General features: G+C 45.3%; 16 protein-coding genes and 2 pseudogenes. 13 read left to right on the forward strand and 5 right to left on the reverse strand.

Annotated features, from left to right (window positions below):
- Positions 1-1,183: pseudogene (locus MNV_RS19230) on the forward strand (hypothetical protein); the annotation flags it as partial.
- Between the two features lie 37 nt (positions 1,184-1,220).
- Here MNV_RS19230 and truA read toward each other — a convergent pair.
- Positions 1,221-2,024 (reverse strand): tRNA pseudouridine(38-40) synthase TruA, encoded by an 804-nt coding sequence (gene truA / locus MNV_RS01235; protein WP_096203568.1) that lies wholly within the window; start codon positions 2,022-2,024, stop codon positions 1,221-1,223.
- Complete coding sequence (locus MNV_RS01240) at positions 2,025-3,002, reverse strand: methyltransferase (protein WP_096203569.1); 978 nt, start codon at positions 3,000-3,002, stop codon at positions 2,025-2,027.
- Between the two features lie 88 nt (positions 3,003-3,090).
- On the opposite strand from MNV_RS01240, the gene MNV_RS01245 reads away from it, so the two are divergent.
- A complete protein-coding gene (locus MNV_RS01245) occupies positions 3,091-3,672 on the forward strand; it encodes a nitroreductase family protein (protein ID WP_179293732.1) in 582 nt (193 codons plus the stop codon).
- Positions 3,673-3,711: 39 nt separating this feature from the next.
- Here the strand turns inward: MNV_RS01245 and MNV_RS01250 are convergent, their stop codons facing one another.
- The gene (locus MNV_RS01250) at positions 3,712-4,503 is read right to left on the reverse strand and encodes a ferredoxin--NADP reductase (RefSeq protein WP_256999886.1); all 792 of its coding nucleotides are present in this window, start codon (positions 4,501-4,503) and stop codon (positions 3,712-3,714) included.
- Positions 4,504-4,521: 18 nt separating this feature from the next.
- The gene (locus MNV_RS01255) at positions 4,522-5,493 is read right to left on the reverse strand and encodes a patatin-like phospholipase family protein (RefSeq protein ID WP_218837848.1); all 972 of its coding nucleotides are present in this window, start codon (positions 5,491-5,493) and stop codon (positions 4,522-4,524) included.
- Between the two features lie 113 nt (positions 5,494-5,606).
- On the opposite strand from MNV_RS01255, the gene MNV_RS01260 reads away from it, so the two are divergent.
- From MNV_RS01260 to MNV_RS01290, 8 genes and pseudogenes are all read left to right on the forward strand, one after another.
- Positions 5,607-6,518 (forward strand): 3-hydroxyacyl-CoA dehydrogenase family protein, encoded by a 912-nt coding sequence (locus MNV_RS01260; RefSeq protein WP_096203572.1) that lies wholly within the window; start codon positions 5,607-5,609, stop codon positions 6,516-6,518.
- Between the two features lie 18 nt (positions 6,519-6,536).
- Positions 6,537-6,710, forward strand: a complete 174-nt coding sequence (locus MNV_RS19235; protein ID WP_179293733.1) for a hypothetical protein — start codon at positions 6,537-6,539, stop codon at positions 6,708-6,710.
- A complete protein-coding gene (locus MNV_RS01265) occupies positions 6,689-7,300 on the forward strand; it encodes an NADP-dependent oxidoreductase (protein ID WP_096203573.1) in 612 nt (203 codons plus the stop codon). Before MNV_RS19235 ends, MNV_RS01265 begins: the two co-directional genes overlap by 22 nt.
- A gap of 149 nt (positions 7,301-7,449) precedes the next feature.
- Positions 7,450-7,713, forward strand: coding sequence for a glutaredoxin family protein (locus MNV_RS01270; RefSeq protein WP_256999888.1), 264 nt, complete (start codon positions 7,450-7,452; stop codon positions 7,711-7,713).
- Positions 7,710-7,958 carry a ferredoxin-thioredoxin reductase catalytic domain-containing protein gene (locus tag MNV_RS01275; protein WP_096203575.1) on the forward strand — a complete coding sequence of 83 codons (249 nt, stop codon included), beginning with the start codon at positions 7,710-7,712 and terminating at the stop codon, positions 7,956-7,958. Before MNV_RS01270 ends, MNV_RS01275 begins: the two co-directional genes overlap by 4 nt.
- An 84-nt stretch (positions 7,959-8,042) precedes the next feature.
- The gene (locus MNV_RS01280; protein WP_096203576.1) at positions 8,043-8,438 is read left to right on the forward strand and encodes a hypothetical protein; all 396 of its coding nucleotides are present in this window, start codon (positions 8,043-8,045) and stop codon (positions 8,436-8,438) included.
- Positions 8,439-8,441: 3 nt separating this feature from the next.
- Positions 8,442-9,608 carry a PQQ-dependent sugar dehydrogenase gene (locus tag MNV_RS01285; RefSeq protein ID WP_096203577.1) on the forward strand — a complete coding sequence of 389 codons (1,167 nt, stop codon included), beginning with the start codon at positions 8,442-8,444 and terminating at the stop codon, positions 9,606-9,608.
- Positions 9,609-9,823: 215 nt separating this feature from the next.
- A pseudogene (locus tag MNV_RS01290) lies at positions 9,824-10,713 on the forward strand (class I SAM-dependent methyltransferase).
- A 20-nt stretch (positions 10,714-10,733) separates the two neighbouring features.
- Here MNV_RS01290 and MNV_RS01295 read toward each other — a convergent pair.
- On the reverse strand, positions 10,734-10,997 hold the full coding sequence (locus tag MNV_RS01295; protein ID WP_096203578.1) for a hypothetical protein: 264 nt from the start codon (positions 10,995-10,997) through the stop codon (positions 10,734-10,736).
- Positions 10,998-11,180: 183 nt separating this feature from the next.
- On the opposite strand from MNV_RS01295, the gene MNV_RS01300 reads away from it, so the two are divergent.
- From MNV_RS01300 to MNV_RS01310, 3 genes are read left to right on the forward strand one after another with little or no spacing between them, the layout of a single operon-like run.
- Positions 11,181-11,489 carry an Hsp20/alpha crystallin family protein gene (locus MNV_RS01300; protein WP_096203579.1) on the forward strand — a complete coding sequence of 103 codons (309 nt, stop codon included), beginning with the start codon at positions 11,181-11,183 and terminating at the stop codon, positions 11,487-11,489.
- Between the two features lie 49 nt (positions 11,490-11,538).
- Entirely contained in the window at positions 11,539-12,174 is a 636-nt protein-coding gene (gene nth / locus MNV_RS01305; RefSeq protein ID WP_096203580.1) for an endonuclease III, read from the forward strand.
- Positions 12,175-12,177: 3 nt separating this feature from the next.
- Complete coding sequence (locus MNV_RS01310; RefSeq protein ID WP_096203581.1) at positions 12,178-12,627, forward strand: DNA polymerase ligase N-terminal domain-containing protein; 450 nt, start codon at positions 12,178-12,180, stop codon at positions 12,625-12,627.
- Positions 12,628-12,904: the final 277 nt, after the last annotated feature.

Consider the following 12,904-nt stretch of genomic DNA (forward strand, 5'->3'; position numbering starts at 1 on the left):
AATGAAGTTCGGGGGATGGTATGAAAACCCGGGTAAAAATATCGGCATGTCTCACGCATTTTCTCTGATCCTTGTAGCTATGCTTGTTCTTTTCTTTGTGTATCCGAGCCTTGTAATGACTGCTATTGGCACCGCGAATTCGCCCCCGCAATCGCGTTATGTAGTCGTGGACCCTTCAGGCGGTTATGATCTGTGGATGGAAGCTCTTAACTGGATGCGCTACAATACGCCTGACCCGAAGCTGGACTATCTTGCAACTTATGAACAACCCAAAAACGGCACGTACCCGTATCCGGAGAGTGCTTACGGGGTCATGAGCTGGTGGGACTATGGACATATTATTACATACTGGGCGCACAGGATACCCAATGCCAATCCATTCCAGGCAGGTATCGGTGGAGGAAAGACACATGCGCCCGGAGCTTCTACTTTCCTGACCGCAAAGAGCGAGGAAGAAGCGAATAAAGTGCTTGATGCCCTGGGAATAAATGGAAAACCCGGCGCCCGGTACATAGTGAGTAACAGTTACATGGCATATAGCATCCAGCCTATATTCGCCATCTGGAACGACGAAGAAAATGTAGCATACGACCCGGTTTTATTGGGCCAAAATGTAAGACCTGACCCCATGAGTTATTACGAGTCCGTTGCGTATACAAATCAGGAACCCTTCCTCATTCCTGGATTGAAATCTTTTACAAGCATGGAAGGGAAATTACATATCCTTGATGGCAACAGCTTAAAACAGTACAGGCTGGTACATGAAACTCCAATAAATCCAAACACAGAGGGAGGCAATCGGGAGATGTTCAGTAAAAATGTTTATAATATCTTGTACGGAGGCAATATCCCGGTTGAGAACTCAGGGGTTGTAAAGATTTTCGAATATGTAAAAGGCGCAAAAATCACAGGAAGAGCGCCGCCAAATACTATGGTTACACTGACGAATACTATTAAAACAAACATTGGAAGAACTGTCCGGTATTCCCAGAACACTTCATCAGACGGAACATATGAATTTACAGTGCCCTATTCCACAGGGGAACCGATCGCAGGACAAACGATTTTCGATACCAAGCCGGCAGGCCCTTATACAGTGACCGCAGGCAATATCTCAAAGCCTGTTGATGTCAGAGAAGAGGATGTACTTAATGGCGGCACTGTGACCCTGGATTTGATATAGAGGCTAACTTGAAGGAATATGGATAACTCCCAGATGACTACTGCATCCCGCTCTCGATCTCTTCCAGCATCTTCGAAGTTATTTCATGGTTTATAAAAAGCTCATGTAACTCCTCAAGTGCCCTGTTCCTTGCATATGTATCTACGTTCCATTTTACATCAGGATACCTGACCTCTTTCAGGATCAAGCCGTGCGAATCCAGTGGCGGAAGGCTCTCACTCAAAGTTGTATCCAGCATTTTGCCAAGCCATTCCTTATCCCTTTCTCCCTTTCCTATCAATTTCAGGGCAGTTGCGATTTTCCTGACCATGTGCCACAAAAACCTGTTCGCTGCGATATCAATATAGATCCATCCGTCCTGTTCCCGGACTGAAACGCTTCTTACATCACATATTGTCGATTTGCCTTTTTCAATATTCACGAAGTTCCTGAAATCATGCGTACCCGGGAAAATCGATACTGCATCTTTTATTTTAGCAATATCAAGCCCTTTGCCCCAGAGCATGTACCTGTACCCCCTCTCAATCGCGGATTTTCTTGCATTGAAATCAGCCTCTACCTGCGCCCATGCGTACGCCCATATCCTCTCAAGCTGGCTGTTGAGCGCACGGGGCATCGATGCGTCAGGAGCATCAGTATCAAAAGCTATCACCTGGCACAGGGCATGTACGCCTCTGTCTGTCCTTCCCGCGGCAGAATACCTTGCTTTTGATGGGTTTTTGACCGCACCCAGGTCCCGCAGCGCCTTGAGTATTTTTCCCTCTATTGTTGGCACGCCCGGCTGTATCTGGTAGCCGTAGTATTCAGTGCCAAGATAAGCCAGTTTGAGTGCAAGTCTCATTTACGCCTTCTCCAGGAAAGCTGTTATAAGCTGGTTCCCTCTCTCAGCAAGGTCGGTTATTTCTATACTGTGAAAGCCTGCGCCCTCCAGCCATTCCCTGTACTGTGCCTCGGTCCATGTACCGCCGCCTTCGGTATTTGCCAGCATGTTCACCGCGAACATCTCCGCATCCGGGCTTCTTCCGCGCACGAAGTCCTCTATGGCTACCAGTCCGCCTTTTCTCAGGAGGTTCGTTACGTTCTTTATAAGTCTCTTATTCTCTTCTTCAGAATAGATGTGACATATGTTGCCCATGAAAACGATATCGAATGATAATCCCCCGAACTCCTTCACGAATTCATCTCTGGTAAAATCCCCTTTCTTCAACGTAAGGTTCTTGATGTCTTTTAACCTGAATTCCGTACTGACATAATCTATGGTCTGCGGCAGATCATATAGAACAGCATCAAGACCCCTGTTTACGAAAGCTTTTGCATATTTACCGGGTCCTCCTCCCAGGTCAAGTGCGCTCTTTGCCTCCTTCATTCTTCCAAGACAATGGCTTACCACCTCTTCTACGAACGAATCAGGCTTGGATGCCATGGCGTGCATAAAGGATGCCACATCCTTCGAGGTTTCCCTCTCTGGTTTTTGCCCTTTGATTATTTCAGGGAGGGCAAGCCAGGCTTCCAGAATATTCAGGAGATGGGGGAGATAGTCCCCAACGTAGTCATCGCCGTGTTCTATGAAGAGGGGACGCGCCTTATCCGCTAAACTGTACTTATCATTTCTCCTGTTCACATATCCGAGACGACAGAGCGCTTCAAGAACAATGAATAGAGCCCTCTCATCTGCTTTGAGCTTATGTTTCAGGGTTGCTATATCCGTTTCCTCTGTCAGAGCCGGAAAGAGCCCTGCTTTTTGCGCTGCGCCGAGTAAAACAAGTTTGCGTGCATCTTCGCCCGCCTGTTCAAAATCGAATTGATCTTCAGACGACATTTTACCTCTTTCACAAAGATGTTCTCAAAACTATTAAGTGTATGAGTTATCAAATATGTGTTGTATTGAGCAATAAGGGGAGATGAATGTGGACTATAACGAGAATTCGGTAATAACTAACAAAAAAACACGGCGCAGCGTCAGGGACTATCTTAATAAACCAGTACCTGAAGAGATAATCAATAAGATAATAGACGCAGGCAGGTATGCACCGTCAGGTTTCAATCTTCAGCCGTGGCGCTTCGTAGTTGTAGAGAACCCGGCGATATTAGAGCGGCTCTCAGACTACGCCAAGCCTGTTCTTATGAAAAATCTCTCAGGCAGGACAGACGCCTTTGCGATAAGCCATCTGGAGAGGCTGGAAGACAGGAATTATAACATATTCTACAATGCGCCTGTCCTGATACTTGTTATCGGCAGAAAGAGCAATCCCCGTTCTGATTATGACTGCACCCTGTGTGCAGGGAATATCATTCATGCTGCCCACTCTCTGGGCATCGGGAGCTGCTGGGTGGGAGGTGGTACTGTTATCCAGCAGAGCGAAGAGCTTACGGCGCTGCTGCAAATACCTGTAAATTATAAGATCGTGGCACCGATAATCCTGGGATATCCGAGGAGTGCGCCTCCCACGCCTAAGAAACGGGAACCTGTTATTTCATGGGTGCGATAGCATTGCGCAATTATATCAGATATGAAAAATTTATGATTTTTATGGGTTCCCGAAGGAGTTATACGAAATAGAATACCCGGGGAAGTATTCCTGTTTTATTTGCTCATCGGGTATGTTCATTTCCTTTAATAATGATACCATGACATCTACCATTTTCGATGGGCCGCTTGTGTAGAAAACGCGCTCCATGTAATCGGGTATCTCATTCTGCACCATCTTTTTATCAATACGTCCCTTAAGCCCCCTCCACCCTTTACCTGGCTGGGTTATCGTGTGAACAACCTTAAGGTTCTTGTTTTGATTTGCCATTTTCTCGAACTCGGCTTTAAAAGGGATATCGTCCTCAGACCTGTTCGAGTAAAGAAGGACTATGTTTGTTTCCAGTTGTTTATCAGTGCAGTACTTGATAATACTTCGAAGGGGGGTTATACCTATACCTCCTGTGAGCATCCCTATCTTATCGTATTCTCCCTTGAAAACGAAATCCCCGAAAGGTGCGTTGATAGTAACCGTATCGCCCTCTCTGAGCCCAGCAAGCGCATTTGCAAATTCATGACCGGTCAGCTTCTTTGTCATTTCGATATAATCCAATTCCGTGGGGCTGCTTGAGATAGTAAAATGCTTCTCAAGCTGAGTCCCTCCTCTTTTTAGCGCGATAAAAAAGTACTGCCCGGGGGTAAAATCAAATCCTTCGGGTCTGTTGAACCTGATACTTATAACATCCGGCGTTCTCTGGATTTTTTGTTTTACAGATGTCTCAAAAATAATAATCTCACCACCAAATAAGAAATAAACGTACTTGTCCTTATAGCTATTGCATATTCTCCTCATTTTCAGGCATCTAATAACTTATGCCAGTTCCATCAATAGCTTCTCAGCCTGCTCTTCACCGTAATCCATCATGCGACGTATGAATGACGGGCTGCGATCCATCTTTGATTCCTTATCCAGCTCGTAAAGCATCTGGATGAATCTTATCTTAACATGCTTGAACTTATTATCTTGGAGGTATCCGAGTCTTATCCACTCGTTGATCATTCTTATAAATTCAATTTCCTGATGTAATGAAAGATTGCCAGAGAGTGTATTACGCCTGTCCCGAATCTCTCCTGTTGATATTGGCTCTCTATATTTCTGTATCGTATCCGGGTTTATATGTATCACCCATATTTCATCGGGTTTTATTGCGCCCTGAAGAGTGCATAATAACGGAGGATTGTGTGAGAACATACCGTCCCAATACAGCGTTTCATCGATCCGTACTGCAGGAAATAGCTCTGGAAGCGCAGCAGAAGCAAGAATCGTATCAACACTGATATCATTATTCCTGAAAGTCTTGAACTCACCGGAAAGAACATCAACAGCCCCAACAAACAAATCCGGGCTTGATGGGGCTGTGAGCTCTTTGATTTTCCCGAACTCAACATGCTTTTCCAGAATGGTTCTCAAATACTCCTGTGCCCAGGGAGGATAATAATACGGGCTGACTTCCGGGATGGGAACAAAATCGCTTAACCTGGATGTCCAGACAACCCAGTTGTTCAAAAGCATATCCGCGGGCGTACTCGCTGATGCATCCTCCCAGAAAGAATCCATGAGCATGATAGCCTTTTCCCTGTCATCCATCAATAAGCCATACCATGCCAGCAGGGCACAGATGGAACCTCCGGAAGACCCGCTTAATGCCACAATTTCGTACGTCTCATCCGTCTCTTTCAGGAGCCTTTTCAGCGCTCCGGCAGTAAAAGCAGTAAGACTCCCGCCGCCCTGGCATGCTATAGCAATGCGTATTCTTCCATTTCCTCCACCAGTTGCAATAATTTATTCCCCCTTATCTTAACTATGTTGCTTTTATTTAAAATGTTTCTAATTAGCCCAGAAGCTATAAATTCTATCGGTATAAGATATATTCTTTAGAGAAAGGAGTGGGTAAAATGGAAATAAAACCTATTAATACAGTCTGCATCTTTGGAGCAGGATTTATGGGAGCCCAGATCGGGCTCCAGAGCGCATCGCATGGCTATGCGACCTGGATTGTCGGTCATTCCGAGAAGTCATTGAAGCAGGCTTCGGATAGCTTTGTGCAGGAATTAGAAACGCGGGTCAAAAAACAGCAGATCACTACGAATGAGACGAAGGCTATCCTCAGCCGGATACATTTAACCCGGGATATAAAAGAATGTGCAGATTCCGTTGACCTGGTGATCGAGGCTGTTCCTGAAAAATTAGACATCAAGCGGGAAGTCTTCGCACAGCTGGATAAGATTTGTCCGAGCCACACGATCCTGGCGACGAACAGCTCATCCATTCGCATCTCAGCCATAGAAGATGCCACCAATCGTCCGGATAAAGTGCTCAATATGCATTTCTATCCCCCGATATGGGAGCGCCCGATGGTAGAACTGATGCGCGGCACGAGAACATCCGATGAGACGATCGAAAGCGTGCGTGAATTTGCCCGTAATATCGGGTTAACGCCACTTCCTGTCCTTAAGGAGAGCATCGGCTTTCTCTTCAACCGGGTATGGCGGGCGATCAAGAAAGAGTGCCTGCACATCGTGGATAACGGAGTTGCAACTTACGAAGATGTGGACAGGGCTTGGATGATCTTCACAGGGATGAAGATCGGTCCCTTCGGTCTGATGGACCTTGTGGGGCTTGATGTCGTTCGGGACATTGAACTGGAATACTATCATGAGTCGGGTGATGGATCGGATTATCCACCCAGGCTTCTTCTGGATAGAATAGAAAAGGGTGAGCTGGGCGTTAAGACTGGCAAAGGCTTCTATACATATCCTGATCCTGCCTTCGAGCAGCCCGGCTGGTTAAGAGGCAGTAAAGAATGAGTTAATGAGGTAAGAAATATGAAAGCAGCGCAAATTAATAAGTACGGAGGTAGTGAAGTTGTTGAGATTAATAAAAATGCACCAAAACCTACTGTGTCTTCAGGACACCTTCTCGTAGAGGTGCATGCAGCCGGAGTTAATCCTGCCGATTGGAAAATCCGCAGGGGTATATGCGACAGATGGCGCCGTTGAAGTTCCCGGCAACACCGGGAGGAGATTTTTCTGGAGTTGTAACGGAAATCGGAGAAGGCGTTTCAGGCTTCAAAAAAGGTGATGAGGTTTACGGGCAGGCAAACGTCACAAGAAGCGGGTCAGGCTCTTTCGCCGAATTCGCTTCGGCAGATGTTAACACTACGGCGCATAAACCAAAGAACGCAAATCACGTTGAAGCTGCTGCACTGCCGCTTACAGGGGTAAGCGCCTGGCAGGCACTTGTTGATCATCTGGGTCTTTCCAGGGGCGAAAAGATACTTATACATGGCGGCGCAGGTGGTATCGGGACGATCGCCATCCAGCTGGCAAAGTACCTGGGGGCGTATGTGGTGGCAACTGTGAGCGCGAAAGATATACCGTATGTCAAAGAACTGGGCACTGATGAAGCTATAGATTACAAAAACCAGTCTTTTGAAGAATTGTCTAAACTGGCTGAACTCGTAGATAAACGCGCTATCAAAGTGCACATTGAAAAAACATTTCCCCTGGAACAGGCAGGAGAGGCTCTCATGTACCTGCAAAATGGACATCCGCGAGGCAAGGTTGTCCTGAAGATAAGGGAAGACTGACAGTTCATGTAGGTGTTATATACCGCTGTCACCAATATTATATCGGGAGTAAAAAAATGAAGCTTTGGGTACCAGAAAGATCAAACTAAAGGCTTATGAATGGAAATCGTCGGAGAAAATATCTATAAAAATCGGGGAGTGAAAATACGGTGAAAGTATTCATGTACACTTTAAGTATAGACCCATGGTCTCGAAAGACAAAAAAGTTCTTCAGGGACAAAAATATTCAGTTTGAATATATGGATTATGACCTGGTGGGAGAGAAAGAACAGGAAAAAATATTGGAGGACATGTACAAATGTGGAGGTTCCACTGTTACCGCTTTTCCGTTCGTAAAAATTGATGAAGATGTCGTTGTTGGATATAACCCTGAGGCATACTCAAAGTTACTGAGGCTGGATATACAGAAATGAATGTAGAATCAAGAAAAAGGGCATTAAGATACCAGTTCGAGAAAGTAGTGGACCTGTTAGGGTATAAATTCAATCCTGATGAAGAACTGGTTGATTTTCTATTACAGCAGGAAGTCTATTTGGAGCAAAAACACGGCATCCCTTTTTGTCCATGCCAGGGACTTCCAAAGGACAGGGAAGGGAGGATGAAGCTTGTCTGCCCATGCATACCCTTTCACAGGGAACATTTCGATTATATGATATAGAAACATATCCTGTTAAAGTAGAGGGATATTCGATAATGGTGGATGCGTAGAGATTAATCGCATTTAACATCCGGCTATAAACATATGCAAGCACAAGACCAGTATATTCCGGGAGCATGCAACATCGGAAGAAGTGAGATCAAGAGAAGAGAACAGACCGGTTGGTTCGGGTTGATCCTCACGGTTCTACTCTCAGGTATGTTTGTATTTCTTAATGCGCCGCGGCTCTGGCGACTTATCATTTTCATTCCTGCAACGATGGCAGCGATCGGTTTCCTGCAGGCGCATATGCATTTTTGCGCTTATTTCGGCATGCGGGGAGTATTTAATTTTAGCCCCGAAGTCGGGAAGACAGATACGGTCGAACAGGCGGAATTCCGTGCTATGGACCGCAGGAAGGCATGGCGTATTATTATATACTCTGTAATTATTGGCGTTATAGTAGCGGTAGCAGCCTATTATCTACCCGGAGGGCATTGAAATATGAGACAGAAGATGGTACTGGTGGCTTTATTATCAATAATAGTCGTCATAGCGGCTGCTTCTGTGCTGCTGGGTTTGCGACCATCCGTTAAACCCGATACGCTCAATTATATCAACCTGCCGCAGGGGTTCGGGATAGATATCTATGCAGACAATCTTGGTGGAAGCGCAGTCTCATATCCCGGTGCGAACCCGGGTCCAAGGATGATGCTTCTCAAAGATGATATCCTGTATGTGAGTGTACCGAACCTGGGAAAGGTTGTTGCGCTTCCTGACCGAAACAACGATAAAAAAGCCGATGAGACGATAACGTTTATCGATGGACTGAACAATCCTCACGGGATTGATTTCTATAACGGCTGGTTCTATATCGCTGAAGAAAACAGGGTGATAAGAGTGAAGAGTGGCAGTAACAATTCGGTTTCTGATAGAGGCACCCTGGAAGTCCTTATAGATAACCTGCCGACAGGCGGTCATTTTACAAGAACGATAAAAATCCATAACGATAGCCTATACCTGAGCATCGGCTCCTCTTGCAATGTCTGCTATGAACAGGACGAGCGGAGGGCAGCTATCAGCATATGCACCCCCGAAGGGAAAGAATGCAGGATTTTTGCGAAAGGTTTGAGGAACGCAGTCGGTTTCGTGTTCCATCCTGTAACAGGTAAAATGTATGCAACTGATAATGGTCGCGACCAGCTAGGGGAGGACGTGCCGCCCGATGAGATAAACCTGATTGAAGAGGGCAAAAATTACGGCTGGCCAATATGCTATGGTAAGAATATCCATGACACAGATTTTGATAAAAATGTCTACATCCGAAATCCATGCATGGAGCCGTTTGAGACGCAAAGCCTCGTAGACCTCCAGGCTCATTCCTCGCCCCTGGGACTTGCTTTCTACTACAGCGATAACTTTCCTCAGGAATACAGGGGCAATCTGTTCGTGGCTTTTCACGGCTCATGGAACCGCAGGGTGCCGACGGGTTATAAGATCGTGCGCATAGATATGAATAATTTCACGGTAACAGATTTCGCTACAGGCTGGCTTCAGGGAGCAAACGTGCTGGGAAGGCCTGTGGATATAATAGTTGCAAATGATGGTTCGATGTTCGTGAGCGATGATAATGCGGGGAAGATATACAGGATTTATTACACTGGTGAGTAAATATACAGATAATGCCCTTACCAGAAATCATAATCCAGAAAATCCGGCAAACCGGTCCAATATCCTTCCGCGATTTTATGGAGATGGCTCTGTATTACCCTGAGCTTGGATACTACAATTCGCAAAAAGACAGGATAGGAAAACAGGGAGACTACTATACAAGTTCTAATGTGACATCCATTTTCGGGGAGATGCTTGGAAGGCAGCTTGAGGAGATGTGGCAAATCATCGGAGAAAAAGAAATCACAATCGTTGAGATGGGGGCAGGCGTTGGATTGCTATCCCAGGATGTTCTTGGATACCTCAAAAAAACCGGGAATTATACAACGAACTTGATTACTGCATCATCGAAAAAAGCCCGGCGATGCAAAAACAACAGAAAGAGAGATTGGGCGATGAGGTACGGTGGTGCAATTCCATGCAGGAGCTTTCAGGAATGACCGGATGTGTGTTCTCCAACGAGCTTGTGGACGCATTCCCTGTGCACCAGGTCATTATGGGAGAAGAGCTGATGGAGGTATTTGTGGATTACAGGGACGGCTTCAGGGAGGTACTGAGACCTGCATCGACTGAGCTTAAAGAATACTTCGCTGATCTGGGAGTTGCTCTGCCTCAGGGATACAGGACTGAAGTAAATCTTGACGCAATAAAATGGATACAGGAGATTGCCTCATTGCTCAACAAAGGATTTGTTCTGACAATAGATTACGGCTATCCTTCTTCTGAATTATATCAGGAATACAGGAGTTCAGGGACGCTTATGTGTTATTATCAGCATACCGTGAACGATAATCCCTGCGAGCACATAGGAGAGCAGGATATCACGTCGCATGTGAATTTTTCTGCGCTTGGGCACTGGGGCAGGAAAAGCGGGCTTGAGCTTTGCGGTTTCACCGACCAGGCGCACTTTTTGCTCGGGCTTGGGGTCGAGGAATATCTTAAAAAGCTGCATGAAAGTGATGCTAAAAACTACCTGAAAAAAATGCTCCAGGTGAAAACTCTGATTATGGAGATGGGTGAAACTTTCAAAATCCTGATACAGAAAAAAGAAATAGAAAGCAAAGAACTTTCAGGTTTAAAGTTTCAGAGCCGCTGGAAGATATAACCGCAGTTTAACTATGGCCCCTATGCCCTCTTTGTTTTCTTTGCTTTCTTCGTTTTAGCTACTTTCTTCGTTTTAGCTACTTTCTTCGTTTTAGCTACTTTCTTCGTTTTAGCTACTTTCTTCGTTTTAGCTACTTTCTTTGCCTTAGCTGGTTTTCTCGCTTTGGTTGTCTTTTTTACCCTGGCTTTCTTTGCCGGTTTGGATTTTGTCAGCTCAGCCAGTATCTTACTTCTTTCTTCCCACCACGATGATGCGGCGGATTTTCGTATTGTTCTGTTTGCCATCAATTTCCCTCCAATTATTCTATATTTATATTTTTATCGCTAATGTGATTTATACATATCGGTTGAAGGCATGAAATTAGCCTCTTGTCTATTGGGTTATTGCGCAATTACTTCGCCAAACAAAACTATATCATGAAGAAATGTCTTAACAATATTATTGTGATAAACTGAAGTGGAGGTTTTATGGCTAAGACTACTAAATCAGAATTACCTGAGGTTCTTCCGGAGGTATGTGTGAATCATGACAAGGAAAAGTATCATATCGAAATCGAACTCCCCGGCGTGAAAAAAGAGGATATTGACCTCGAAGTGGGTGAGGACTCGCTCTGCATCCGCGCTCCCAGGGAGGATGCGGTGTACACTGCATGTTACTCTTTAGCGCACAGCGTTGATACCGGGGATGTGAGCGCCAGGTTCGATAACGGTCTCCTGACCGTTAAAGCTGCATTCAAGCATCCTATCAGGGTCGGGGTTAAAATACCGATCGAATGACCTGTACCCTCAAAAGTCTTAATTATATTGTATCTTATAATCAGAACACATGCCTGCTGAAAGAGTCAATGAGATTATTGCGCTGTTAAAAAAAGAATACCCGGATGTAAGGACTGCGCTTGATCACTCAAATCCTCTGGAACTGTTAGTCGCTACTATACTCTCTGCCCAGAGCACCGACAGGCAGGTAAACGTGGTCACAAAAAATCTTTTTAAAAAATACAGGACACCGCAGGATTATATAAAAACTCCCCTTGATGAGCTTGAGAAAGATATCCACTCTACGAATTTTTATAAGAACAAGGCAAAGAATATTAAAAAATTGTGCGAGCTTCTTGTTGAAAACTTCGGCGGAAAAGTTCCTGATAACATGGAAGACCTAATCACGCTGCCCGGTGTGGCACGAAAGACTGCCAACGTCGTACTATGGAGCGCTTTCGGGAAAAATGAGGGGATTGCAGTAGATACGCATGTGAAACGTGTCTCTGCAAGGCTTGGTCTTACAGAGAACACAAGTCCTGAAAAGATCGAAAAAGACCTGGTGACGATTGTACCAAAAAATGACTGGGGACTCTTTTCACTGCTGCTCATAAAGCACGGAAGAGAGATATGCACAGCAAAAAAACCGCGCTGCCAGGACTGCGTTTTGAATAAAATATGCCCGTCGGCTTTTACTTTCGGGTGATATATGCCGCTTGATGAATATCGCAAAATGAGGGATTTTACGAAATCACCTGAACCGGAAGGCGGCGCTAAAACGGGCGGAGGCAGAATCTTCGTTGTACATAAGCATGATGCCTCGCATCTCCATTATGACCTGCGGCTTGAAATTGGTGGGGTGCTGCGTTCGTGGGCTGTCCCGAAGGAGCCGCCTGAGAAAGAAGGCGTGAAGCGCCTTGCAATCCAGACTGAAGACCATCCTCTTGAATACGCGGATTTTGAGGGCATTATCCCTGAAGGAATGTACGGCGCCGGAACGGTACGCATATGGGACAGGGGTGAGTTTGTCCTTGAGGAAGAGACAGGCGACAGGCTGCTTTTTGAGCTGAAAGGGAGAAGGCTGACAGGCAAGTACGCACTGATAAAGACGAAATTCAAAGGGAAGGATTCCTGGCTTTTCTTTAAAAGGAAAGAGTGAAACTGCATATGATTTCTAAAGCTGCGGGAGTGGTGTACGATAAACAATGTTTGCATAAGGAAAATTTTCCGGTAATGCACTATTTTATTAATTATTTCATTAATAATTATTAGAGCCTCAACCTAAGACATCTTAGGATATTTGATTAATTCCTTGATCCAGCGAGTACTTTAATCCATAGCTGTAACCTAATCCTTATTGTAGTTCCCGGCAAAGTCATTCTGGAATCACCTTATCCTACGTTTGATAATCCTAAATTCCCATCTTTTTAGGCACT

Source organism: Candidatus Methanoperedens nitratireducens (assembly GCF_900196725.1).
GTDB lineage: Archaea > Halobacteriota > Methanosarcinia > Methanosarcinales > Methanoperedenaceae > Methanoperedens > Methanoperedens nitroreducens_A.